18 protein-coding genes are annotated in these 24,656 nt (G+C 62.7%); 7 read left to right on the forward strand and 11 right to left on the reverse strand.

Going from position 1 to position 24,656, the window contains the following annotated elements:
• The first annotated feature begins 264 nt into the window (after nt 1-264).
• The gene (locus AABA48_RS12905; protein WP_286350782.1) at nt 265-2,001 is read left to right on the forward strand and encodes a sensor histidine kinase; all 1,737 of its coding nucleotides are present in this window, start codon (nt 265-267) and stop codon (nt 1,999-2,001) included.
• Complete coding sequence (locus AABA48_RS12910; RefSeq protein WP_286350783.1) at nt 1,998-2,654, forward strand: response regulator; 657 nt, start codon at nt 1,998-2,000, stop codon at nt 2,652-2,654. Before AABA48_RS12905 ends, AABA48_RS12910 begins: the two co-directional genes overlap by 4 nt.
• 258 nt (nt 2,655-2,912) lie before the next feature.
• On the opposite strand, the gene AABA48_RS12915 is transcribed toward AABA48_RS12910, so the two are convergent.
• From AABA48_RS12915 to AABA48_RS12925, 3 genes are all read right to left on the reverse strand, one after another.
• A complete protein-coding gene (locus tag AABA48_RS12915) occupies nt 2,913-3,650 on the reverse strand; it encodes an SDR family oxidoreductase (RefSeq protein WP_286350784.1) in 738 nt (245 codons plus the stop codon).
• A gap of 119 nt (nt 3,651-3,769) precedes the next feature.
• On the reverse strand, nt 3,770-4,027 hold the full coding sequence (locus AABA48_RS12920) for an FUSC family protein (protein ID WP_286350785.1): 258 nt from the start codon (nt 4,025-4,027) through the stop codon (nt 3,770-3,772).
• Nucleotides 4,027-4,491 (reverse strand): MarR family winged helix-turn-helix transcriptional regulator, encoded by a 465-nt coding sequence (locus AABA48_RS12925; RefSeq protein ID WP_286350786.1) that lies wholly within the window; start codon nt 4,489-4,491, stop codon nt 4,027-4,029. Before AABA48_RS12925 ends, AABA48_RS12920 begins: the two co-directional genes overlap by 1 nt.
• 191 nt (nt 4,492-4,682) lie before the next feature.
• On the opposite strand from AABA48_RS12925, the gene AABA48_RS12930 reads away from it, so the two are divergent.
• Nucleotides 4,683-4,940 (forward strand): GSU3128 family (seleno)protein, encoded by a 258-nt coding sequence (locus AABA48_RS12930; protein WP_286350787.1) that lies wholly within the window; start codon nt 4,683-4,685, stop codon nt 4,938-4,940.
• 22 nt (nt 4,941-4,962) lie between these two features.
• Nucleotides 4,963-6,321, forward strand: coding sequence for an MATE family efflux transporter (locus AABA48_RS12935; protein WP_286350788.1), 1,359 nt, complete (start codon nt 4,963-4,965; stop codon nt 6,319-6,321).
• A gap of 46 nt (nt 6,322-6,367) precedes the next feature.
• Here AABA48_RS12935 and AABA48_RS12940 read toward each other — a convergent pair whose 3' ends face one another.
• The 4 genes from AABA48_RS12940 to AABA48_RS12955 form a co-directional block, all read right to left on the reverse strand.
• Nucleotides 6,368-7,030, reverse strand: coding sequence for a YdbL family protein (locus AABA48_RS12940; protein WP_286350789.1), 663 nt, complete (start codon nt 7,028-7,030; stop codon nt 6,368-6,370).
• Nucleotides 7,031-7,109: 79 nt separating this feature from the next.
• A complete protein-coding gene (locus AABA48_RS12945; RefSeq protein WP_286350790.1) occupies nt 7,110-10,637 on the reverse strand; it encodes a DUF748 domain-containing protein in 3,528 nt (1,175 codons plus the stop codon).
• A 247-nt stretch (nt 10,638-10,884) separates the two neighbouring features.
• Entirely contained in the window at nt 10,885-11,169 is a 285-nt protein-coding gene (locus AABA48_RS12950; RefSeq protein WP_010943754.1) for an HU family DNA-binding protein, read from the reverse strand.
• Nucleotides 11,170-11,364: 195 nt separating this feature from the next.
• A complete protein-coding gene (locus tag AABA48_RS12955) occupies nt 11,365-13,818 on the reverse strand; it encodes a penicillin-binding protein 1A (RefSeq protein WP_286350791.1) in 2,454 nt (817 codons plus the stop codon).
• A gap of 113 nt (nt 13,819-13,931) precedes the next feature.
• On the opposite strand from AABA48_RS12955, the gene AABA48_RS12960 reads away from it, so the two are divergent.
• The gene (locus AABA48_RS12960; protein WP_286350792.1) at nt 13,932-14,972 is read left to right on the forward strand and encodes a DUF3187 family protein; all 1,041 of its coding nucleotides are present in this window, start codon (nt 13,932-13,934) and stop codon (nt 14,970-14,972) included.
• Between the two features lie 3 nt (nt 14,973-14,975).
• Here the strand turns inward: AABA48_RS12960 and lspA are convergent, their stop codons facing one another.
• Together lspA and ileS are read right to left on the reverse strand one after the other, a co-directional pair.
• Nucleotides 14,976-15,458, reverse strand: a complete 483-nt coding sequence (gene lspA / locus AABA48_RS12965) for a signal peptidase II (protein ID WP_286350793.1) — start codon at nt 15,456-15,458, stop codon at nt 14,976-14,978.
• A gap of 5 nt (nt 15,459-15,463) precedes the next feature.
• Nucleotides 15,464-18,235, reverse strand: coding sequence for an isoleucine--tRNA ligase (gene ileS, locus AABA48_RS12970; protein ID WP_286350794.1), 2,772 nt, complete (start codon nt 18,233-18,235; stop codon nt 15,464-15,466).
• Between the two features lie 202 nt (nt 18,236-18,437).
• Here ileS and AABA48_RS12975 point away from each other — a divergent pair, with 202 nt between their 5' ends.
• Both AABA48_RS12975 and AABA48_RS12980 read left to right on the forward strand, forming a co-directional pair.
• Nucleotides 18,438-20,213, forward strand: coding sequence for a cytochrome c3 family protein (locus AABA48_RS12975; protein WP_286350795.1), 1,776 nt, complete (start codon nt 18,438-18,440; stop codon nt 20,211-20,213).
• Between the two features lie 28 nt (nt 20,214-20,241).
• Nucleotides 20,242-21,696: a hybrid sensor histidine kinase/response regulator gene (locus tag AABA48_RS12980; RefSeq protein ID WP_286350796.1), complete on the forward strand. Its 1,455-nt coding sequence runs from the start codon at nt 20,242-20,244 to the stop codon at nt 21,694-21,696.
• A 7-nt stretch (nt 21,697-21,703) separates the two neighbouring features.
• Here AABA48_RS12980 and AABA48_RS12985 read toward each other — a convergent pair whose 3' ends face one another.
• Both AABA48_RS12985 and AABA48_RS12990 read right to left on the reverse strand, forming a co-directional pair.
• Entirely contained in the window at nt 21,704-22,552 is an 849-nt protein-coding gene (locus AABA48_RS12985) for a ChaN family lipoprotein (protein WP_286350797.1), read from the reverse strand.
• Between the two features lie 28 nt (nt 22,553-22,580).
• Nucleotides 22,581-24,653: a M1 family metallopeptidase gene (locus AABA48_RS12990; protein ID WP_338270600.1), complete on the reverse strand. Its 2,073-nt coding sequence runs from the start codon at nt 24,651-24,653 to the stop codon at nt 22,581-22,583.
• Nucleotides 24,654-24,656: the final 3 nt, after the last annotated feature.

Genomic DNA, 24,656 nt, shown 5'->3' on the forward strand with positions numbered 1-24,656 from the left:
GGAGACGGACGAAATACGTGAGTGGTGGTGGGGACTGTCGGCAATCTGCCGGGGGACTTTCCCTGGCGCGGTGTTTACATCCAGCAAGCAATGGGGTAAACTTTTTAATTAGATTTTAGCGTGAAGTACATTCTCTGGTTTACTCAGTTTCCACGGAATCGGTCGCTGAAACGGCATTACGTTGCAACAGCAACCGGAAACGAGACACCAGGGAGGCTGGAAATCGGGGAAGGAAAGCCCTTGCTCGACGGGGACGCCAAACACATGATCAAAACCATCGAAAGCAACAAAAACAGGATCATCACCGTCACGTTCATCCTGCTGTTCGGAATGTTCTGCTTCTTTTCCCTGACAGATCTGCATAAACGCATGTCGGACTACCGTTTTTTCGCTACCAAGATAAATGCCATCATCCAGAAGACCTATGTCAGCGAGACGTCCTACCTTAACCTGCGCATGATCAATTACGTCACCGCGATCATAGATGAACGCGGCGTGACCAATCTCATCAAGAACAGGGACAGATCAGGGCTCAAAAAAATATTCGACCCGGTGTACTGGGATTTTGCCAAAAGATTCGTGCCGGTCGTATCGCTGGTCATTGTCGATTCGGAGCAACGTATTCTGTACCAGAAGCTGGACGCGGCCCTGAAGGTGCACGCAACCGGGCTCAACTCCACTACCCTGGACGCCGCCATAAAAGACGGGAAGCCCGCTTACGGATTTGAGACGGATGCCTTCCCCCTGCACTACAGCATATCGGTGCCCGTGCTGGACAAGGCGACAAACGGGGTGGCGGGGGCGATCGAGGTGGGGATAAATCCGGCCTGGTTCCACTTCAAGCTGCGCTGGTTCCTGGACAACATAAAAACCGCCATAGTCGTAAAAAACAAATCTCTTGACGCGGAGACGTCATATTCGTCCCTTCCCGACGAATATGCCTTCATCGTCAACCAGGACCTGCGCAAGAACGACATCAGATTTTTCGAGTCAATACTGCGAAGAATACCCATGTCGAAAGACATCCTCGACTTGAAGGTCGGGGATCGCTACTACATCATCAGCACATCCCCCCTCCTTCTTACCCATCACAAGGAGGAAGCCGGCAGGCTCCTGGTCGCCTACGACATGACCGATTTCAGAAACCGGCAATGGGGCTATATTTATGTCTGGCTCATCTTCTTTGCCAGCACCGCCTGCCTGATGCTCCTCGTGAGCTTCATCGGCTTCCGGAAGTACGAGCGGATCATCACCGACCAGGGCAAAAAACTGGCCCATCGCTCCAAGCAGTGCGCCCTGGGAGAGATGCTCAGCTACATCGGCCATCAATGGCGGCAACCCCTCAACACGCTGTCGCTCACGGTGCAGAACATCGAACTGCAGAACCGGCTCGGAAAGCTCGACGGCCCCATGCTCGAGAAGCAGGTCGCCCTGGCCAACAGGAACATCGAATACCTGACCCAGGTCATAGAGGACTGGCGGTCGCTCCTTATCTCGGGAACTACCCGCCAGGCCATAGATCTGGCAGATTCAGTCAATCGCGCAATCGGCATTGTTGCTCCGGCCCTAGAGAGCTGCCGGATCAATGTGGACAATCGCATCACCGGTTCCACAAAAACTCTCGGCTTTGTCAATGACTTGGTACAGCTCACCGTAAACATCCTTCTGAACGCAAAGGACGCCTTGGCCACCCGCGAGGGAACACGGATCATTCAACTCTCCACCAGCGAAGAAAACGACATCGTCACCGTCACGTTCCAGGACAGCGGGGGGGGAATACCGGAGAGATTGCTTGAAAAGGTTTTCGAGGCCTACCTAACCACCAAGGATGATCTTGCCGGCACGGGCCTGGGGCTGTACCTCTGCCGACAGATTGCCGAAAACCTTGACAGCGGAAAGGTCTGGGCGGAAAATCGCGAATTCGAAGTGGACGGCACCCGACTTTTCGGTGCCTGCATCTTCCTGCAATTCAAAAAACTATCCGAAGGAGTACCGGTTTGAACGTTAACGCACTGAAAACCATGCAGGTAGTATGTGTTGATGATGAGCAGGAAGCCCTTGAACAGATGCACCTGGCTCTGAACAGTTTCTGCAAGACCACCGTCTGCGTCAGCAGCACGGAGAAGGCCCTCCTGGCAATCGACGAACTCAGGCCGGACATTGTGCTCACCGACGTACGGATGCCCGGGGCTTCGGGTCTCGATCTGCTGGAGACCGTGAAAAAAAAACATCCTTCCATTGCCGTCATCATCGTCTCGGCCCATTCCGAATCGGAATACCTGCTGGACGCCATCCGGCTCAAGGCTGACGGCTACCTGCTGAAGCCCCTCAATCTCTACGAGATGCTTGAGCTCCTCTCGAGCATAGCCACTCAAAAAACGATGAAAAAGGAACTGGACCACAAGAACTTCCTGCTGAGCCTCCTCAACTCCATCGGCGGCAAGCGGGTTCAAATCATCGAGTACATAATCAGCCACCTGGATGACGACCTCATGTTCCACGGCACCTATGACGAAGTGGCGGAAGCACTCAGCGCCAGCAAACCGACGGTGGTCAACGCATTCCAAATTCTCATGGAGAACAATGTACTGACCCGCGTGAAAAACGGTGTCTACAAAATGAGCACCAGTATCATCGGCAACAATGACTACTAGCCCTCTACCCGTGCAGAACTCCATGCGGGAATAGTGAACATGCATAAACGCCCGCTGCCGTTCCTGCCGGAAGCATCTGGGTTTCCCCTTGGGCTAGTGGCGGGTTCCCGGTCTTTTCGGCATGTAGCGTCGGACTTCACGCCGGCCGAGTCCCCGCAGACGTACACGACGACTGGCCGGCCGAGCATTTTCAGGCTTGGACAAGCAATAGTCCCGGCATAGCTTTGCCGTATAGCTCTCCCTCGCTGTCCCCCGGAACTACCCTCCGACCATTGCCCCGAAATCCCTCTCCACCTGCCGGGAATCCTTCTCAAGCATGGCATGGACATGCCGAGACATGGAATCGGGGAAGATGTACTCGTCCCCCATCTCCACCCCTGCAAGGATAGCGGCGGCAACCTCGTCCGGTGTCGCCTTGGGCATCTCCTGCCCTGCGGTCATTTTGGTGTCGACCGGGCCGGGGTAGACGCCGATCACTCGGATACCCCGGGGCGCCAGTTCGGCACGAAGCCCCTGCAGCAACGAGTGTCCCGCGGCCTTTGATGCGCAATAAGTCCCGTTGACAGGGAGATTGACCAGACCGATGATGGAACAGACGTTCACGATGGCTCCTCCGCCTCTGGAGGCCAGCACTGGCGCAAACGCGCGGCACATGGCCAGAGTGCCGAAATAGTTGACCTCCATCTCCAGGCGGGCGTCTTCCATGGCGCTGGAGCCCATGAACCCCGTACAGCGATTAACGCCGGCATTATTGATAACCATATCCACGTCCCGGCATTGCTCGGCCGTCCCGGCAACACTGGCGGTATGGGTCACGTCCAGCCGGAGCGCCACCACCCTGCCATCTCCGCCCTGGACCAGGTCTGCCACCGTGTCGGTGCTCCGGGCACCGGCGTAGACCTTGGCAACCCCCTTTTCCAGCAACGCCCTGACCAGAGCTCCGCCGATGCCGCCGTTGGCACCGGTAACCAAAACCGTTTTACCTTTGACATCCATAATTGCTCCTTTCGTGGTGCGCAGTAACAATGCCTCCAAGGCATGCTTTCATCAGGGGTCCCAGCTTCCACAGAAAGCCCTCGTCGACCCCCTTGAACCTCAGACAGGGCATCGGACGCTCAGATCTTCCCAACAGCTTCCATTGATCCGGTGACGAACCGATTCACCGTGCCGACCAAGCGGTAAAAGCTCTTCTCGAACAGGAGGCCCCGGGTCGGCTGGATAACGATGAGGGCCGTTATGGCTGCCCAGTAGGGGTTCTCCAGCTTCAGGTGCATGGCGGCCGCCAGCGCCGCAAGGGCAGCAGCCGTTCCCCGGGCGGCACTGACCAGGTGGGGCCAGTGTTGGTCGATGAAGCGGCGGATGGCGCCGGACATCACCGTTTTCCCCTCCGCCGGGCATCACCCACCGTGGACTCCAGGCGCCCGATGAACTCCGCCACCCGGGCGATATCATCATCACTGAAGGGACTGAGGAGATCGTTTTCAAGGATCGTCACCGTTTTCCGTATCCGGGTCACGACCTCCCGTCCCTCGGGGGTCAGGCGAAGAAGCTTTGCCCGGCGGTCCGCGGCATCCTCCGACCGCTCGATAAACCCCTTGGCGACGAGGGTGTCGAGAAGCCGTACGAGAGAGGGGCCCTCGATGCCGACGGCTGCCGCCAGTTCCTTTTGACGGGTGCCGTCGCCAAGGAAATCGAGATGCAGGAGGGGACGCCATGTGGCGTCGGTCAGCCCCGCAGACTGGAACTCGCTATCCAGTATTTGGCGCCAGTGCCGCGTCAAGAGCCCGAGGCGGTACATGAGGGTGTTGCGGTCTATGGGTCCGTTAAATATAGTCATACAAAATAGATAGCATTCTATTTATTTGCCTGCAATCAATTTATTCACTAGCCTCGGGCTGCCTGCAATCGCCGCCAGCAGTTCCTCTTCGTGGCAGTGCGCTCTCTGTCCCAAAAAGCGCTTGCAAATCGCCGGGGGGAACCGCATAGTTTCCGGTCAGAACCCTGATCTTCACGGAAAGGAGCGGCATCATGAAAATCCGCAAGAAGATTCTTGATTTCGAGTACGAAGAGGTCCTTGATGCCCGGACGAGGGAACTGATCCGGGTCGGTTGCGCTGTGGCGGTGGGGTGCCCTACCTGACTGAAGAAACACTTCGCGGCCGCGAAGGAAGCCGGTGCCACGGACGCTGAACTGAAGGAGGCCCTGGCCTACGGGATCATCGCACCATCGGGGCGGGCCAAGAATTTCGTTCTGAACATGGCCGGGGAACTGGACCTCGGCGACTGACAGGGAGGCTTAAGAAGAACGGATGGCGAGGAGAGGGTTCAGGGCACGGCACGCAAGGGAACGGAGCAAACGCGTCTCCATCCGCCGCAACGTTATGAACCTGTCGCTGCCGGTACTCCTGTCCTCGCTCTTCCAGCGGCTCGTGGCCATCGTCGACATCTTTCTCGTGGGGGGACTGGGAGCCGCGGCCATTGCCGCCACGGGACTCAGCCAGCTCCTGATCTTCGTGACAATGACCGTGTTCTGGGGGCTTGCCACCGGCACCACGGTAGTGATCGCCCACCTGCGGGGGGCGGGACAGCGCCGGGAAGCGCGGCGGGCGGCCTTTGCGGCGTGTCTCGCCTGCGCCGGCATGACGGCGGCGGCCTCCGCGCTCGGCTGGTTCTTCAGCGACGACCTGGCCGCGTTCCTCGGTGCCCGGGACGACGTGCTCCACCTGGCAGCCGGCTATACCCGCCTGGTCTTCCTCTATCTTGCCTTTACCACTGGACTCAACATCCTTTCGGCCATCATGCACGGCATCGGCAACACCCGCACGCCCATGCAGGCCATTATCCTGGTCAACATTCTCCACGTGCTCATCGCCTGGCCCCTCATCTACGGCAAGCTCGGCCTCCCCGCCCTGGGGGTCACCGGCGCGGCCATCGCCATCAACGCTTCCGAGGCCATCGGCTTTCTCTACCTACTGGTGCAAGCCCTGAGGCTGGACTACATCCGCATCGGCCGACCCGATACGGGACTCATGGGCCGCATCTGGCGAGTGGGGTGGCCCGTGGCCCTGGAGCGAATTGCCCAGCAGGGGGGACAGCTCTTCTACTCGAAATTCATCATCGGCTACGGCACCGCCGCCTACGCAGCTCACCAGATCGGACTCTCCATCGAATCCCTGTCCTTCATGCCGGGTGCGGGCATGGGGATCGCCGCCGCCACCCTCATGGGACAGGCCCTGGGGGCAAAAAAATACCGCCGGGCGCGGATCAGCCATCGTGAGGCCCTGCGCCTGGCGGTTATTGTCATGGGGACCATGGCGGCCGTCTTCCTGACAGTACCCGGGCCGCTCATCGGGCTCTTCACCCGGGACCCGGCGGTTATCGAAAACGGCATTGTGTTCCTGCGGCTGGTGGCCTTCGCCCAAGTGCCGTTGGCCCTCTCCTTCGTCTATGCCGGGAGCCTGCGCGGCACCGGCGACACCTTCTACGTTTTCCTGGTCACCCTCGGCGTCATGTGGGGGGTGCGGGTCTTTCTCTCATGGGTGGCGTCCGACTGGCTCCACCTTTCCCTCTACGCTGTCTGGGGTGTCTTCGTGATCGACTGGTACGTGCGAGCCGCCGCCTTCTGGTGGCGGTACCGCCGGCGGGACCTGCACGCGGTCATCATCTGAACCGAAGCGGGCGCGGCTTCGACATCGCGAAGGACCGCCCCGTTCTCTACTTCTGCACCCACCTGCCGTTCTGGAGCTGTATCCACCACCCCGGCCGGGCCTCCTCCCGCCTGGTGTCGGCATAGGTCGCCGCCGCCTTGGGGAGCACCTGGCCAAGGGCCTGCTTGGATTCCTTCTGTTTGTTGAGCCTGATGATCGCCCGGGCCATACCGGTAATGACGGTCTTGCGGTTGTCGTTCTCGGCCTTGACCACCGCGTCGTCGCCGGGAGCCGCCTTTGCCGCGTCCCTCATGGTCACGAGCCCCTGGTTGGTCTCGCCCACGACCCCCTGGCTCCGGAGCTGGTCGAGCTTGGGCAGGCGCGCCCGCATCTCGTCATAGGCCTTGAGCACCTCAGGCATGCTGGACAGTTCCACGGCCAGTTGATCCGCATAATCGTCTGCCGCCCAGGCCTCGGTCACCAGTGACAGGGACGGCAGACTGTTCCACAGGCGGCTCTGGGGCTTGTCCGCCGGCGGCTGCCCCTCGGCCGGTTTCTGGTCGGGCGCGGGCTTCTGCTCCCCCTCCCGCCCCAGGAGCATGTCGTCCAGCGACTTGTAGGCCTCCTTGACGGCCTTTTCGGGGAAATACACATTGACGGTAATGATGGCGCAGGCGGCCAGAAGACCGCAGAGCCCCATCAGGGTTCCGGCGAAGAGCTTCCTGATCATCGCTTCCTCCTTGCTGATTAGCTACCGTGCACTATACCACATGAAGCCCCGATTGGAAGGACTGCGCCGGCGAGTGGCATCAGTCACGCCACTGGAACTCCATCTCCACCGGCTTTTCGGCCGGCGCCGGCTCCCCGGCCACCGCCTTGCCGCGGGTGGCCGCCTCCTTGATGGCGCCGAACAGGTGCGTCAGGGCAATCCGGTTCTGGACCGGGGCCACCGAAACACTCAGGTCTTTGATACCGAAGATATTCGTATGGGCCAGATCCAGGGTCGTGAAGGTGAGATATCCGTTCTCCAGATAGGCGCTGACTTCGCCCCGATCATAGGGACGGTCGTCGCGAAAAAAGAACCCGCGCAGCTTTTTCCCGGCCAGGCGCTGAAGAAATTCACGGGAAAGAAGCATGCGCTCGCGCGTCGACTCCCAAGCCCAGAGGTCGGTGAAGCCGGTGAGCCCGTCCATCCTGGACCCTTGGCCGTGGAGGCTGAGCAGGCCGTCGACCCGGCCGGAAACGTATCCGCGGATCTTGGGGACTGCATCGCAGAGTCGCGCAAGGCTCAGGTCGTGAACCAGAATATCGCCTCCGTAGACTATGCCTCCCCGGGCCGTCACGAACCCTCTCCCAAAAAGTTGTCCCTCGTAGAGCCCCGACCGGAGAGAGCTGATCTCCAGGGTGCCGTTGCCGGCCCGTAGCCCCAGGGTCGTCTGCCCCAACTCCAGGGGACCGAAGCGGACCGTGCCCACGGTGAGGGTATGATCCCATGGGGCCTGCTGCCGGAGCATCTCCAGCAGGTGGGCAAAATTCTCCCGACTGAAACTCAGCTCCTGGCGGGGACGCTTGGCCGCCTCGGCAGCCGTCCGGAGCGAGAAGGGAATCGTCCCGTCCACCCCGGTGACATCGAGTTTTTGGGACGGGAAATCGAAGCGGGCCCCGGAGAGCGTCGCAGTCCCGTCAACCCTCCCGTTTTTCCCCGTCAGCACCACCTCGGCTGAGGCTGCTACGTCTCCCTCCAGGATCGCCTCCTGCACCGGTCGCGGCAAGACATTGATCAGGGGATCCACCAGGGACGTGAGAGAGGCACGTGGCAGCGTTACGGAAAATGTCCCTGTCCGCTCCGGCGAACGGAACCGATCCATGCTCCCCGTAATGCGGACGGAGGCCCCTTCCCCCAAAACGGCCACCGCCTCGCGCAGGTCGAGCCGCTCCCCGGCAACCCGGGCCGCTACGCGGGCTTCCGCGCCGGACAGGAGCCGCTTGCCCCCCGCCCCATCCAGGGCCATGCCGGATAGCCGTGCTTCGAGCCCGCAGCGCAGCCCTGAGCTCCCCGCGAAGCCGCCGTCGACACTGACGGTCGCCTCCCCCCCGGCCAGTGCGGGAATCCGGCCGGTGGCGGGCACGAACGGGGCGATGGCAGCCAGCTTCGCCTGCCGAAGCGAACCGGAGAACCGGAGGTCTTCCAGCGGGGCACGGGCGGGAAAATCGATCCGGGCGCTTAGTGCCCCGCCCAGCAGGTGCCCCGCCACCACCGCTTCCCCCTTCTCCCGGCCGAGCGCGAACCTGACCGAAGGCGCGCCGATGGGCTTCCCCTGCACCGTCAGTTGCGCCGCTGCCCCGCTCCCTTCCACTTCCGGCCAGCCCGGAGTGCCCCCATGATAGGTTCCCCGGATGGATGCATTGATTCCTCCGGCCCCTCCATTACCGTGGGTTACCGCGCCCTCCGACACCTCCAGGGTAAAGGGACGGGCCGTTCCTGTCGGCGCGTCCGGCAGCCGGGCCACCACCAGCCGGGCCGTACCGGCGGTGGGGCCGAAGCGGAAACGGGGGGTGTCAAGCACCAGTGAGCGGCCGTCAAGCCTGAACGGAGCCGTCACCTCTCCCTGGCGGCCGCCGTAGGAGGCACCGTCAAGCAGAAGTGTACCGGCCACGGACGCGACGCCCCGGCGCCAGGCAAAACGGGCATGCAGGTCACCCTTCCCGAGAGTCGCCGGCTTTCCCTTGATCGACAGGGCTGCGCCGTTCACCGCCGCAGAGAGTTCGCCGACAAAAGGACCGCGCACGCCACCCGCCAGATCCAGGGAAAGCGCAGCGGTGCCGCGCTCGGGGCGCAGGCCATAGGGTTCCAACCCTGTGGCGGCAAGAGAGAGGGATGAGAAAGGTACCCGCAGAGAAAGCTGGAGTGGCTGTACCGCCGTCGGCCGGAACCGCCCGCCCCCCTCCAGCGGGATTCCCATGACCCGGCAGGACATGCCGGTAACCCGTGCCTCCGTCGGCTTGAAGCGCGAGGACACCTCCGCTTCGAATGGAATGCGGAGCCCATCGACCATGACGTCTCCTGCTGCCCGGGGCGAGAGCAGTTGGCCGGACACGCGCCACCCCCCGGCCGCAGGAGAAACGGAAACCGTGCCGCCCACGTCCCGGGCGACGATCTTCGTGCCCATTGCCAGGGTTCCGCCGCTCAGCGCCACGGCACCGTCAACGCCGGTTACCCCCCGGGCTCGGTCGCCTACAACCCGTAGTTCACGCGTCCGGAGCATCCCTGCCGTGACGATGCGCATGCCGGACGCCGGCAGGAAACGTCCCAACCGGGCCAGATCCACCTCGTCAAGGGCCAACCGGGCGTCAAAGCGCCCCTCGCGTCGCGCCTGCTCCACGGTGCCGGTCAGCCGGGCCGTGAAGAAATCGCTCAGGGCCAGATCCAGGCGGTCGAGCACGGCGCGGTCCTCCCGCATGTCATAGGAGGCCGCTGCCTGGAGCTTGCCGCCCAGCGGGACCCTCTGCCCCCGGACCCTGAGCGCGCCATTCTGCATCGCCCCGCCTCCGTCGATGCGGATCACGCCTTCCCGTAGCTGAGCCCGCACAGCCAGGGACCCGCGGGCTCCGGCAAGGTCCAGAAACCGATCGCCGCCCCGCTGCGGAAGGGAAGAGAGAGCAATGGAAGGAGCCGTGAGGGCAAGATCAAAGGCGGGGCGGGGCCCCATGCGCCCGCTTCCCGTCAGGCTGAACCGGTTTCCGGCGGCGTCGGCAAAGGCGAGTTCAAGCCGGGAGTCGGTCGTCCCCTGCGTCGACAGGTCGCGCAGACGCAGATCGATCCCCTCCATGCGATGGCCTTCGACCGCCAATCTGCCCCGGCGCACCACGATTTCTTCGATGCGGGTTTCCAGGGCAGGCTTTTTCCCCTTCATCCCCGTTGCCAGGCGCGCCAGGTTCCAGGTACCGGACCGGTCTCGCACCAGGGTAAGGCGCGCTCCGTCCAGAACGACGCGGTGCAGGGTCCGCTCCCCGCGGATGAGGGCTCCCCAGCGGGGGACAACGGTAACGGCATCGGCTGCGGCAAGGACGCCGGCGGGGAACCCCGCAGGGTTGCCGATGGCGATGCCTCGGGCGGCAATGCCCATACCCGAGGTATGGAGCGCAGTAATGGTTACAGGACAGCCAAGGGTTCGGGAAAGCAGGCGGGACAGGTGACGTGTTGCCAGGGGAGAAGCCAGATAAAGCCCAACCAGCAACGGGATCAGGAGACAGAGGAGGAGCACCGCGATCACCGCCATTGCCATGCGGCGGCCGCCCCGGCGTTGTGGTGTCTCCATCTGGTCGGAATACGGCATTGGACTGTCTCCCTCCGAAGGAGACTGTAACCGGGAAGCGCCGCCCTGGCAAGGGGGGGAAGGGAAAAGAGGGGCGCAAGAAAGATGGCGCGATTGAGGTCCGGTCGAAAATGGCGTGACGACCGGCGCACGCGTCCGAACCACTCGTTACGGACCCGTTCAAAATGAAAAAGCCCCGCAATTAGGGGGCTTTTTCATCCTTTGTGAAGGGAGAACCCGTACCGTCTGGAGTGACGGTGTGCCGCCGCTACTTCTTCTTGCCGGCAACCGCGTCCTTGAGGGCCTTGCCCGGACGGAACTTGGGAACCTTGGCGGCAGCGATCTTGATCTCCTTGCCGGTCTGGGGGTTACGTCCGGTGCGCGCCTTGCGGGTGGACACCTCGAAGCTGCCGAAACCGACCAGGGTCACTTTGTCACCCTTCTTAAGGGCGTCGCTGACGGCGCTGATAACGGCGCCAACGGCCTTGTCCGCGGCCGCCTTGGTCAGGTTGGCAGATTTCGCTACGGCATCCACAAGTTCAGCTTTGGTCATGGTCAACCCTCCTTTGTTGGTAATTCTGGCAGATACTATAGACAGAAATTTCCACTTTGCAAGGGATTTATTTTCGTCAACTTCATTTTTTTATCGACGGAAACCCTTACCGTATCAGGTTTTTTGGACACATGGCGTCCGCAACTCCAGCACTGGCGCGAACCCCATATATTAACATACTGATATCACTTGCATTTATGGCAAGCCACCTTCGGGGGATTCACCATCGTAAGCGGTCGGCTCGGTGCCCGCAATGAAGCACTCCTGCACGGCGCCATCGCTTCCCTCCCGGGCCAGCCGACCGGTGCGGGGATTGATGGTGGCAAAGGTAACGTTGGGAGGCATCTCGAAGTCGCGGGAAGGAATTCCGGCCACCGCCCGCCGCATGAATTCGGTCCAGATGGGAGCCGCAGCCTGTCCGCCCGATCCGCCGGCCCCAAGGGAGCGCTCTTGGTCGTAACCAACCCAGACCCCGGTCACCAGCTGGGGGATGTACCCCACGAACCATGCATCTTTCATATCGTTGGTGGTACCGGTCTTGCCGGCCACGGGGCGGCCGACTGCCCTGGCCCGCTGACCGGTACCGCTCTGGACAACGCTTTCCATGAGATTGGTCATGATGTAGGCGGTTTCAGGCGCAATCACCGGCACCGCCGTTGACGCCGAGTCCCCGGTCGTGACCGGGGGAACGGGCGGCACATCGAGGGGAGACGACTCGGCCGACGTCATGACGGAGAACCTGGGGATGACCGGCGGCGCTGTTTCCTCAAGAGTCCGTCCTTCCGCATCCTCCACCTTGGTGACGAAGTAGGGGGTGGTCCGATACCCGCCCGAAGCGAACACAGCGTAGGCGGAGGTCAGCTCCAGAGGGGTAAGGCTGGAAGAGCCCAGTGCCAGGGTCAGGTTGGCCGAAAGAGGAGACGTTATGCCCAGCTTCTTGGCGTACTCAATGGCATAGCCCACGCCGATCTGCTCCAGAATCTTGACGCTCACCACGTTGATGGAGTTGGTGAGGGCCTCCCGCATGGTCACGTTGCCCCGGTAGATATTGTCGTAGTTTTTGGGTTTCCAGGCCTTTTCCTTGCCGCTTTCGTACTCCACCGGCGAGTCATCGAAGATGGTGGCGGGGGTGATCCCTTTGTCCAGGGCAGCGGCATAGATGACCGGCTTGAAGGCGGAGCCGGGATTACGCTTTGCCTGCAATGCCCTGTTGAACTGGCTTTTGCGGAAGTCGTACCCCCCGATCATTGCCTTGACCGCGCCGGAAAGGGGATCCAGCGCCACCACTGCCGCCTGGGCCTCGGGTTCCTGATCAAGGGCGAATACAGCGCCTTTTTTGTCCGCGTCGGGGGCAACGACCGATACGAGGATCACGCTGCCGAGCGACAGGAATTTGCCCTTCACCTCCTGCTTGCCCCAGGCGTTCACCAACTGCACCTTGCCGGCCCAGGCCATATTCTTGCGCGAGAGAGTGCCGGTGCGGTCACCGACCCGCACGGTCACGTCCCCCCGGACGGGGTCCACGGCGGTGACCACCCCCTGATAGGTGGCTCCCTGCTTGAGAGAAACAGTATCGATGCCGTCTTCCACCTTATCGCAGACTGCAGCCACCGCGGCCTCGACCAGATAGGCCGTTGCGCCACGGAATCCCTGCCGCTTGTCCACGTTTTTGAGACCGTTCACCACCGCCTCATAAGCCGCCTTCTGCATCTCGGCGTTCATGGTGGTGTAAATCCGCAGCCCTTCCTTGTAAAGCTGCTCCTCACCGTAGCGCTCTTCCAGGGCGATCCGGATATGCTCCAGAAAATAGGCGGACTGCTCGCTGTTGACCTTCTTCATGGACTGGACGACGATGGGAGTGGCCCGGGCGTGATCCGCCTCGGCCTGGGTGATGTACCCTTCCTTTACCATCCGTTCAAGGACATAGGCCTGGCGTTCCCGCGCCCGGTCAAGATGCTTGATGGGAGAATAGGCGTTGGGGGCCTTGGGCAAGCCTGCGAGCATTGCCATTTCGGCCAGGTTCAGTTGCTCGACGTTCTTGCCGAAGTAGGTCTCCGCCGCCACCTGAACGCCGTACGAACCGGCGCCCAGATAAATCTGGTTCAGATATATATAGAGGATATCGTCCTTGGAAAGCCGCTCCTCCATCCGTTTGGCGAGAATCGCCTCCTTGAGTTTACGGGTGTAGCTCTTCTCGGGAGTAAGGAGCATTGACTTGGCCACTTGCTGGGTAATGGTCGATGCCCCCTCCTTTTTGCGCAGGGAAATAAGGTTTTTCACCGCGGCCCGGACAATGCCCACGTAGTCCAGACCCTTGTGCTGGTAAAAGTTGGAATCCTCGGCCGCGACAAAGGCCTGGACGAGCCGTCGAGGCAGCTTATCAACCGCAACCACCGTCCGCCGTTCCAGATAGAACTCTCCCACCAGGCTCCCGTCGTCGCCGAAAACCTGGGAAACGATGGGCGGCTTGTAATCGGCCAACCGGTCCACTTTCGGGAGGGTCGCCATGAGGTAGAACAGATATCCCGCCAGCGCGAGCAGGGCCGCCACCGCAAGACATATCGATGTTATAGCAACAATTTTCAATGGACTTTTGCCCCGTCGACGGTTTATGTTCCGGGGACCGGGATTCTGCCTGCCGACTGTCATTGAACGCCACCAAATTCCCTGATTTGAAGATATTGAACCCGTAACGTGTCACCTTAGCGCAGAGGCGTCGAACAGTTCAAGAAGATTATGGTAAAGGAGGATGAACAGGAGCCATGAGCAAAAAACTCACGTTTCAGCACTCCCTGGCCGTATGTATCGGCATTCTGGCAGGAGCCGCCGCCCTCACCTCAGCCCTCGGCGCCACGGCCCACGCGGCGGATATCGTCCCATTCAGAACCATCAACATGAGCCCCCTGGCGCTCATCCATCCCGCCCCCGCGGCCGGGAGCGCCCGGCTTCTCGCACCGGGTGAGACGGAGGTAGCGCTGATTGCCGACGCCGCCAACAACTTCGCCATCGACAGCACTGTCAACGAATCGGTCCACCTGGATGGCGAGACCTATCGCGTGGCGCTGGACCTTCGCTACGGCGTGACCCCCTGGTTCGAGGCGGGCGTCCAGGTTCCCTTCATCGGCACGTCAGGCGGGGCTCTGGACAGCTTTGTGGAAGGGTTCCACAAGGTGTTCGACTTCAACAACGGTGACCGGGACAAGTATCCGCAGGACGAGCTGCTCTTCAGCTATCATCGCGATGGAACAGAACGGCTCCACTACGACGACGGCGGCTTCGGCATCGGCGACATCAGACTCAATGCGGCGGTACGGCTTCATGAGGGGACGGGGGCATCGCGGACGTCGCTGGCCCTGCGCGGATCGCTCAAGCTTCCCACGGGGGAGAGCAGCAGGCTGAGGGGAAGCGGCGGGACCGACTTCGCCCTCTGGCTCACGGGCAGCACTGACCTGCCGGTGGGGGAATGGGGGCACCTGACCTTTTTCGGTGCCGGCGGGGGGATGATACTGGGTGATGGGGACGTCCTGGCCGACCAGCAGCGGAACGCGGCGGGATTCGGCACCCTCGGCTTCGGCTGGAGCCCCGCTTCCTGGATCGCCCTGAAGGTCCAGGGGGATTGGCACTCCGCCTTCTACCGCGCATCCGGCCTCCGGGAGCTGAGAACCGACACCATCACCATTACCAGCGGCGGCACCATCGCCTTCTCGGACCGGACGGCCCTGGATATCGGGGTAGTGGAGGACGCAAGCGTCAAGACGGCGCCGGACGTGGTGTTCCATCTGGCACTGTCGCACCGGTTCTGAGCCTCAGGGGGTCGTGCGCCGCTCCTCCCGGATCATGTCGATGGCAAGGAGCGCCACCCCCACGCAGATGGCCGAATCGGCCACATTGAATGCGGGCCAGTGATACGTCTTCCAGTAGACGTCCAGAAAATCGATCACCTCGCCGAGCCTGACCCGGTCGATGAGGTTGCCGAGGGCGCCCGAGAAGATGAGCGCGAGCGCGGCGGCCGCCAGGTGCTGGTCGTCCCGAAGCTTGCGGAAGGTAACAGCTATCACCGCCAGGGCCACCACCGACACCAGGATGAAGAAGGGGAGCCGGTAGGGAAAATCCGCCAGAAAGCTGAACGCGGCCCCCCGATTCCGCAGGTAGGTGATGCTGAACAATCCGTCGATCACAGGAATCGACTGGTAAAGATCCATGGTGCGGTCGACGAGGACCTTCGTCGCCTGGTCGAGAACGAGGGAGCCCAGCACCACAGCACTGGAGATGCGATAGGTCGGCTTCATACAGTCTACTTAACCGCCGCTGCGCACTTCGGGCACAGGGTCGGGTGCTCACTGTCGCCGCCGATCTTCTCGTCGTAGTGCCAGCAGCGCTCACACTTTTCACCGGGTGCGGCACTGACCCCGATCCTGAGCCCGCTTACCCCTTCCGCCTCCGGGTAGTCGCCGGCCCCTTCCTCCACCAGATCCACCCGTGAAACGATGAAAATCGTGGCCAGTTCACCGGCGTACTCCTGCAGGAACGACAGCAGCCCGGGCTCGGCCGCCAGCGTCACCGCTGCGTCCAGTGAGTGACCGATGGTCTTCTGCACCCGGGCCTGCTCCAGGGCCTTGGAGACATCGCCCCGCACTGCCATGATCCGGGCCCACCGCTCCACCAGGGACTCATCCTTCCACTCGGGGCGGAACTCGGGGAAAGTTGCCAGGTGGACGCTGGATTCGGACCGCTTCGGCATGTACCCCCACACCTCGTCGGCCGTAAAGGAGAGAACCGGGGCCATGAGCGTGACCAGGGATTCGAGCACCAGGTACATGACGCTCTGGGCGCTGCGGCGCTCCGGGGCATCCTTCCTGCTCGTGTAGCGCTCCTTGATGATGTCCAGATAGAAGGCGCTCATCTCCACGGTGCAGAAGCCGTTCACCGCGTGGTAGAGAATGTGGAACTCGTACTCGTTGTAGGCGGCGGCGACCTTTTCCTTCAGCACCTCAAGCTGGTGCAGGGCCCACCGGTCCAGTTCGGTCATCCGGTCGTAGGGGACCATATCGACATCCGGATCGAAGTCATTCAGGTTCCCCAGCAGGTAGCGGCAGGTATTGCGGATCCGGCGGTAGGCCTCGGCCAGGCGGGTCAGGATCTCCTGTGAAATCCTGACGTCGTCCCGGTAGTCCTGGGCGGCCACCCAGAGACGGAGGATCTCGGCGCCGTATTTCTTGATCACTTCCTCCGGGGCCACCACGTTCCCCACCGACTTGCTCATCTTCCGGCCGGAGCCGTCCACCACGAAGCCGTGGGTGAGCACCTCACGGTACGGCGCAACCCCGCGGGTGCCGACGGAAGCCAGAAGCGACGAATGGAACCAGCCCCGGTGCTGATCGCTCCCCTCCAGATACATGTTGGCCGGTGAGCCCAGTTCGGGGCGGTTTTCCAGAACCGCGGCGTGGGAAACGCCGGAGTCGAACCAGACATCCAGAATGTCCATCTCCTTTTCGAAAGCGCTCTTGCCGCACTGGGGGCAGACGGTCCCCGGCGGGAGAAGCTCGGCGGCCTCTTTCTCATACCAGAGGTCGGCCCCTCCCTCCATGAAGAGATCGGCCACGTGATGCATGGTCTTGCCGTCGGCCAGGATCTCGCCGCACTCGGTGCAGTAGAAGGCGGTGATGGGAACACCCCAGGAACGCTGGCGGGAGATGCACCAGTCGGGACGGTTCTCGATCATGCCGTGAATCCGCTCCCGCCCCCACTTGGGCACCCAGGATACCCGGTCGATCTCCGTGAGGGCCTTCTGCCGCAGGTCGTTCTTCTCCATGGAGATGAACCACTGCTCCGTGGCCCGGAAGATGATCGGCTTCTTGCACCGCCAGCAGTGGGGGTAGGAGTGTTCCACGCTTCCCTGGCCCACCAGCGCGCCCACTTCCCGGAGCTTCTCCATGACTGCGGCATTGGCGTCAAACACGAACATGCCGCCGAAGAATTCCAGGCTCTGGATATAGCGGCCCCGGTTGTCAACCGGGTTATAGATATCGAGCCCCTCCACCAGGGCCAGTTCATAGTCTTCCTGGCCGTGGCCGGGCGCGGTATGGACGCAGCCGGTACCCGCGTCCAGGGTCACGTGCTCACCCAGCAGGATGATGGAATCCCGGTCGTAGAAGGGGTGCTTGCACCGCTTCCGGTACAGGATATCCGCCCGGAAGGCGGCGATCACGTCCCCTTGCACGCCGGTGGCGGCCATAAAGGCGTCCTTCAGCCCTTCGGCCACCACGAGCACTTCGCCGCCGGTCTCCAGGGCCACGTATTCCAACTCCGGATGAAGGGCAACGGCCAGGTTGGCGGGAATGGTCCAGGGTGTGGTGGTCCAGATGACCAGCGACACCCTCTTCCCGGCCAGGGCCGGCACGGCGGTGCTGATATCGTCCTGGAGCAGAAACTTCACGTAGATGGAGGGGGAAGTCTTGTCGGCATACTCCACCTCGGCCTCCGCCAGGGCCGTGACGCAGGAGGAGCACCAGTGGACCGGCTTTTTCCCCTTGTAGAGGCCGCCGTTCTCGGCAAAGCGGGCCAGTTCCCGGGCAGTGATCCCCTCGTAATCGTAACTCATGGTGAGGTAGGGACGATCCCAGTCGCCCAGGACCCCGAGCCGCTCGAATTCCGCCCGCTGGACATGTACGAACTTTTCGGCATACTCCCGGCATTGCTTGCGCATCTGGAGCTTGGTGGTCTCGTGCTTTTTCGACCCCAGGTTCTTCTCCACCTGGAGCTCGATGGGCAGGCCGTGGCAGTCCCAGCCCGGTACATAGGGAGCGTCGAACCCCTGCATCCGTTTACTCTTGAGGATGATATCCTTGAGGATCTTGTTGAGGGCGTGGCCGATGTGGATATGGCCATTGGCGTAGGGAGGCCCGTCGTGGAGGACGTACCGCGGCTTGCCCTTGCCCGCTTCGGCGATCGTGCCGTACAGGTCGCCCCGCTGCCACGCGGCGAGGATCTCCGGCTCCCGCTGGGGAAGGTTGGCCTTCATGGGGAAATCGGTGACCGGCAGGTTGAGGGTGCTCTTGTAATCCATGGGTTCCTCCACGTTCGGGTATGCGCGCCCCGCCGCAGCGGGAAAACGTCTAACGCTACTCACAAACCGTCGAAAAGTCAAGCATTGGTACCGGAGAACGAAACCCTGCGGCCGTGACGTTGACCGCAGGGAGTAGTAAAGATAGAATGGTGATACCTGCGGCCGGTCTACAGTTTTGTGCGGCATGGGTGGAGGTTAGCAGATGCTTAGACTATTGGTGGGGAATATCGCGCTGGCCGCTCTCGTGGTCGCTTCAGCCGGTGGAACGGCTACTGCTGCCACGCCTCCCGCCGCCGGGTCGGGATGCGTCGGCTGCCACGGCAACGCCTCGACCATGAAGGAACTGGGCTATCCCCACTTCACCGTCACCCCTCAAGAGGTCCGGGCCCAGACCGGCATGCCGGCCGACTGCCACATCTGCCACGGCGGGAGCCCCGATGCCAAAGAAAAAGACAAGGCCCACGCAGGCATGGGACGGCTCGTGGCTGTGCGAAAAAAGGGGCTCACCGGAGAGACGGTCGAGCGAAAGCACCCCCTTTCCCTGGGCAGCAACCCCATGGAGCGGATCAAGCTCATGACCGACAAGGCCGGAAGCGCCGAGCCGGACCAGAGCGTGAGCATCATCCTGTGGCAGGACAAGCGCATCGACACCTTGTCCCAGGACTTCGGGCGCATGGAGAAGAGTTGCGGAGTCTGCCACGCGCGGCAGTTTGCCGAGTTCACCAGGAGCACCATGGCCCGTAACGGCAAACAAAGCGCCTACCGCACCTGGACGGACCGGGAGCGGGGCCCCCACAACTGCGGAGCCTGGTTCGGCGACAACCATGAAGCCATCGCCGCAAATACGGCGGCCCCCTTCGACCGGGCCACCAACGCACTCAACCAGCGCCAGTGCAATACCTGCCACGTGGGATGTCTCGACTGCCACTACGACCCTCAACCAGCGGACCCCGCCGACCCGAAAAAGGGAATGCACGGCTTCCGCAGAACTCCCACGCCCGAAAGCTGCTACGGCGGAGGCAGGGGGCAGACCTGCCACGCGGGGCCCGAGGAACGGCGGCGCGGGGCGGGATATTTCGGCGGCGTCTATGCCAACCCGGAGGGGGCGACCCCTGATGTTCATCTGCAGGCAAAGGTCGCCTGCCTCGACTGCCACGAGTCGAGCCGCGACGGCAAAGGACTGACCCACGCCATGGTGAAGCGCCAGGCAACCTGCGACCGGTGCCACGGGGCCATCGTGACCAGTCACGGGACATCCGTTCATCGCACCCTTACCTGCGAGACCTGCCACGTGCGGAATGTGGGCGGCTACCAGGGGACCTACTGGGGGCCGGGAATCCTGGGGGGAATCGGCACGCCGTTCTTCAAGTACAAGGAATACTATGGGATCATGGACGATCCGATCCTGATCCGCGACCAGAAAGGGCGGTGGATTCCGGTAAAGCCTTACCCCATGGCCGTGATGAATGTGAAGGACGCCGGCCTCAAACCCGGCCTCCACTGGCGCTGGCCCGCCACGCTGCCCGATCTGGAGCGGACCGACGATGCCTACGGCTACGTGGGCCTCGTGGGTGGCCTGCCGGAAAACAACAAGGCGCTCCTCTGGATCCAGATGGACAAGGTCTCTCACAAGTACGGCCCGCCCAGGCCGTGCGACTCGTGCCACGGCGCTGCCGACGGCGCCCAGCGCCGGGTGGTGAGCTGGGATTTCACCGACGCCGGAGCCCTCCCTTTCAGCGGCAGCCATACGGTGGTGGCCGATGCCAGGGGGCTCGCCATCCACAACATAACGACACAGGAGCGGCTCGAGACTACCGCGGGCACGGCCGTCTCCAGTTTTGCGCCCTGGTTCTACCTGAAAAACGCGTGGACCATTCCGGGCGATTTCTCCCTGCCGGCCATCGGGGACCGCGCCCGATACGAACGGCTCAGGGATAACCGCGACGTCGCCCGTAAAGCCGGTATAATTCACCGCTGACCGCCACGAGAGGGTCAACGAGGACTCCATGACCACACCGACACCAATTCGCATGCTGATTCTGGAAGATTCCGAGGACGATCTCCTTCTGCTGTTGCGCGAAGTGCGCCGCGGGGGAATCGATCCCGCCTACGAGCGCGCCGACAGTGCCGCAGGGCTTCGCCGAGCCCTTGACGCCGGGGAGTGGGACGTCATCGTTTCGGATTACAACATGCCCCAGTTCGGGGCGCTCCCCGCCCTGAACATCGTCAAGGAACGGGGCCTGGACGTTCCGTTCATCATCGTATCGGGCAAGATCGGCGAGGATCTGGCCGTTGCCGCCATGAAAGCGGGCGCCCACGACTACCTCATGAAGGGCAACCTTTCCCGCCTCGTCCCGGCCATCGAGCGGGAACTGCGCGAGGCGGACGAACGCCGGCGCCGGCGCCAGGCCGAAGAGGCAATGCGCGCCCAGTTCAACCAGATCAGTACCATCTTCGACTCTCTCAACGCTCTGGTCTATGTCGTCGACATGAACTCCTTCGAGTTGCTCTACCTGAACAAGTTCGGCGCCCAGCTCTTCGGAGAAGCATGGGAAGGCCGGACCTGCCACGATGTGCTCCACGGCGGCAGGTCCACCCCCTGCGACTTCTGCACCAACGACAAACTGATCATGGACGGCAAAGCGCTCCCCCCCTACATCTGGGAGTACCAGAACAGCATCAGCAGCCGCTGGTACCAATGCATCGACAAGGCCATCCGCTGGACCGACGGACGCATGGTCCGGATGGAGATCGCCATCGACATCACCGAGCGCAAAGAGATGGAGCGGATGAAGGACGAAATGATCTCGGCAGTCAGCCACGAGATGCACACACCCCTCACCGCCATGATGGGCTTTACGGAGTTTCTGCTGGAGAACGAGGTGGACCGGGACCTGCAGAAAAATTACCTGAAGACCATCTACCGTGAGACCGAACGGCTTAACGAGCTCATCACCAACTTCCTGCAGCTCCAGCGGCTCAAGGCGAGCATGGTCAAGTTCCGGATAACACCTGTTGCCGTCGGGCTGCTGGTGGCGGATGTCGTCTCGCTCTACGCCGCCGCCTCCAAGAAGCACCGGATTGTAGTCGAATGCCCTCCCGACCTGCCGCCGGTGCGGGGGAACGAGGAGCAACTCTACCAGGCCATTTCCAACCTGGTGTCCAACGCCATCAAGTACTCCCCCGACGGGGGCGACGTGACCATCGGCGCCAGCGCCGCCGCCGACATCGTAACGCTCTGGGTCAGGGACCAAGGGATAGGAATCTCTCCCGAATTCCAGGAAAAGATCTTCGAGCGCTTCTTCCGGGTCGACAACAGCGACCGGCGCAAGGTGGGCGGGGCAGGCCTGGGCCTGACCCTCGTGCGGGAAATCGTGGCCACCCACGGCGGCCGGAGCTGGGTGGAGAGCTCGCCGGGCAAAGGAAGCACCTTCTTCATCTCCCTGCCGGCCATGACGTGAGCCGGCATCAGTGCGACAACCAGAGGTAGTCGGCGTCCTCCACGGAGATCGACCCGTTCTGAACCACCGGATCGGGAAGAACCACCCTGCTGGCGAGACCGGGCTTTTCCCGGTCGGCCTGGACCGGCATCCCCCCTCGCACGGCATGGCCGCTGCCGGTGATGACCACAACGGTCCGGCCGGGATTGTTTTTCAGATACTCGACCAGGTGATAGGCCATTGACTTGTTCCAGAGCATCTGGGCCTCGCAGAAGTTCTTGAAAGTCTTGGCGTTGGTATCGTGGTCCGAGTAGGAACGCCGGATCATGGCCATGTACGCGTCATCAACGTCACAGGTGATACTGGGGGGGAGCTTGCGGCGCTCCTCGCGCGACAGGGACTCGAACCCCTGGCGGGCAACCTTGCGGGTTACCTCCCGGGGGACATTGAGGCCCACGAGAGGAATGCGCCTGTCCCGGGCAAACAGCAGGATGTCGCCGTACAGAGCCCAGGGGAAGTTCCAGTTTTTCAGGTAGATCTGCTGAAATGACGCCGGATCGGTTTTCCCTGCCACCCAGCGGTCCAGCTCCTCCTGGCTTTCGTACGTGAACATCTCCATGGCAATGGCCAGCGGCACGCCGGCCCGATGGAGCTCACGGACAATCCTGAGCTGAAGGTCATGGTGATAGGGATTGTCGTGAGTCTCCCCCACATAGATCACCTTGACCCTCTTCAAATCCCGCATCATCTCCTCGAAGCCGATTTCCCTGCGATCCGTGAGCCGCACGATCAGATCATGGCTGAAGCAGGTGCGTGCCACCACCGCAGTGAGGACCAGCACCAGTGCAATCCCGGCGAATGTTCCCAATCGCTTCATGCTTCCTCCCGAATGACGTCGCGCCATCCTATCTGTCAACCTGCCGGTCAAACGTTACCACGCTGGTTTCGCTGAGCGCCGGGGGAGTTTCCTTCACCCGGTTGTCTCCGCCCGAAAAGACGAGCACCCCGAAGCGCCCGTAATGGGTGATCTTGAGGGCTGCCGCCCCGGCGGCGGCCGGGGAGAGGGAATGGAGGAATGCCGTTACCCGGCCCGGCGCATCGGGCCGGTTGGCGACCGCGAAGAGCATGTCGCCGGCCCCGGCATAGGTCGTGCCGTCCACGGCAAAGGCGCCGGCAGAGACTGAAACGCCGTGGGGCAGCGGCGAGCGGATACCAGCCGTCCCGGGAACGCCGCAAAAAAGAATGTCGCGACCGGCCAGGGCCGCGGCATCGGCCTGATCCTGCCGGATCAGCGGAGCCTCCGCCTGGCCGAGGGAACGGAGAAGAAGTGCCAGGGTATCCCTATCCGCACCGCAGCCGGGTGCCGTGACGACCGTCAGGGCTGTGCTCCCCTTGATCCTGTTCACCGTTGCCGGGAGCTCCTCCGGCGACAGGAGGCGAAAGGTATCCGCCTCGGGATCGAGCGTAACCCGCTCGGGCGGCCCGCTCACATCGACCGTAAAGCCGGTTCGCCCCCCCTTAAGCTCCACCAGACTGTCGCGGGACGTGCCGTCGGCGTCCACCCTCACCCGCACCCGCCCAGGAAACGCATCACCCTCCTGCCGGACCACCCCGCTCGCGAACCAGCCGTCCCCACCCTGCCGCCGCTTCACCTCGGCCAGGGCGAGACGGGGGCCGCCGGCCCGTTCGAGCCACGGGTTCATGAACGAAACCATGTCGCGGCCCGAGGCGCGGGAAAAGGCCAGGGCGAAATCGTCCCATGATGCCGCCTTGAACCGGAACTCCCGAAACACTTGCCTGAGTGCGCCGAAAAAGACATCGTCACCGATTTCCCGGCGGACCATGTGGAACAGCATGGCTCCCTTGCCGTAGCCGATGGCACGGGAGGCCGGATCGACCCGTCCCAGGAACCGCCGCAGCGGGAAATCCTCTCCGGCGGGTACCAGCGAGGCATAGTCAGCCAGGAGGCGGTAGCGGTAGTCACGCCCATCCCGGGCCGATTTCCGCTCCTCCAGCAGGTGGTCCGCCAGATAGGTGACGAGCCCCTCGGACCAGTTGCCGCGGTCGTAGGCCACCAGCACGCCGTTGCCCCACCAGCAGTGGGCTATCTCATGGGGGAGGCTCGTATGGACGATGAAGGGAAGCCGGATGACCGTGCCGCCGATGAGGGTGTAGGACGGGAAGCCGTAACCGGTGGGAAAGAAGTTCTCCACCACGGCAAACTTCTCAAAAGGATAGGGGCCGAATTTCTCCGCGTAGAACCGGAGATAGCCGGCGGACGCCTCCAGATAGCGGTCGGCGAGCGCCGCGTTTTCGGGGTAGAGATACGTGTAGAGAGGGATGCCGTCCACGTTCCGTTCGGCGACCACGTAGGAGCCGGCCGACAGCGAGAGGGCCTCGGCGGGGTGCTCCTCCTCCCAGACCGAAGTGGTGACGCCCCCGGCCGTTGCCCTGGCCGCGCGCCGACCGGCGGTCACGGCCTCGATGCCTTCGGGGGCTCTGACGGTGACGATGCGGCTGCCCGGCGGCGCCGTCGGTTCCGGATACCAGCCCGCGCCGCTGCCGAGATAGGTCCCCCGCTCGGCAACCACTGCGCTCACCCCGTAGGAGGGGTCCTCCGTCACCACCGGCCGCTCCGGGGCCGGATCATTGAATATGCAACGGTAGGCAACCGTCACCCGCCGCTCGCCGGTGCCCACGGGCAGATTCAGCCGGAGCGTCCCCCCCTCCCTGCGGAAAGGGATGTCGCGGCCGTCCAGGCGCACGGCTTCGAGCCGGGCAGAGCCGTTGAGGGCAAGGCTGAGCTCCCCGGCAGCGCCGGGTGCGAGATGCAGGGTGCTTTCACCGACGACGAGATGCTGCGGCGGCACGAGCCGCACGACAATCTCCTGCCGGACGACGCGCACTTCTCCCCGTGCCGAACAGGCGACAAGGAGCATGGCGACCAGAATGGCCGAAAGGGCGATGTAAGGTTTCATGGT

The sequence above is a fragment of the Geobacter sp. 60473 genome (assembly GCF_036323535.1).
Classification (GTDB): Bacteria; Desulfobacterota; Desulfuromonadia; order Geobacterales; family Geobacteraceae; genus Geobacter; species Geobacter sulfurreducens.

Bases quoted from the DNA above. Each gene is read 5' to 3' on its own strand.
- AABA48_RS12905 (WP_286350782.1), top strand. From the start codon at position 265: ATGATCAAAACCATCGAAAGCAACAAAAACAGGATCATCACCGTCACG.
- AABA48_RS12915 (WP_286350784.1), bottom strand. From the start codon at position 3,650: ATGGATGTCAAAGGTAAAACGGTTTTGGTTACCGGTGCCAACGGCGGC.
- AABA48_RS12920 (WP_286350785.1), bottom strand. From the start codon at position 4,027: ATGTCCGGCGCCATCCGCCGCTTCATCGACCAACACTGGCCCCACCTG.
- AABA48_RS12925 (WP_286350786.1), bottom strand. From the start codon at position 4,491: ATGACTATATTTAACGGACCCATAGACCGCAACACCCTCATGTACCGC.
- AABA48_RS12935 (WP_286350788.1), top strand. From the start codon at position 4,963: ATGGCGAGGAGAGGGTTCAGGGCACGGCACGCAAGGGAACGGAGCAAA.
- AABA48_RS12940 (WP_286350789.1), bottom strand. From the start codon at position 7,030: ATGATCAGGAAGCTCTTCGCCGGAACCCTGATGGGGCTCTGCGGTCTT.
- AABA48_RS12945 (WP_286350790.1), bottom strand. From the start codon at position 10,637: ATGCCGTATTCCGACCAGATGGAGACACCACAACGCCGGGGCGGCCGC.
- AABA48_RS12950 (WP_010943754.1), bottom strand. From the start codon at position 11,169: ATGACCAAAGCTGAACTTGTGGATGCCGTAGCGAAATCTGCCAACCTG.
- AABA48_RS12955 (WP_286350791.1), bottom strand. From the start codon at position 13,818: ATGACAGTCGGCAGGCAGAATCCCGGTCCCCGGAACATAAACCGTCGA.
- AABA48_RS12960 (WP_286350792.1), top strand. From the start codon at position 13,932: ATGAGCAAAAAACTCACGTTTCAGCACTCCCTGGCCGTATGTATCGGC.
- lspA (WP_286350793.1), bottom strand. From the start codon at position 15,458: ATGAAGCCGACCTATCGCATCTCCAGTGCTGTGGTGCTGGGCTCCCTC.
- ileS (WP_286350794.1), bottom strand. From the start codon at position 18,235: ATGGATTACAAGAGCACCCTCAACCTGCCGGTCACCGATTTCCCCATG.
- AABA48_RS12975 (WP_286350795.1), top strand. From the start codon at position 18,438: ATGCTTAGACTATTGGTGGGGAATATCGCGCTGGCCGCTCTCGTGGTC.
- AABA48_RS12980 (WP_286350796.1), top strand. From the start codon at position 20,242: ATGACCACACCGACACCAATTCGCATGCTGATTCTGGAAGATTCCGAG.
- AABA48_RS12985 (WP_286350797.1), bottom strand. From the start codon at position 22,552: ATGAAGCGATTGGGAACATTCGCCGGGATTGCACTGGTGCTGGTCCTC.
- AABA48_RS12990 (WP_338270600.1), bottom strand. From the start codon at position 24,653: ATGAAACCTTACATCGCCCTTTCGGCCATTCTGGTCGCCATGCTCCTT.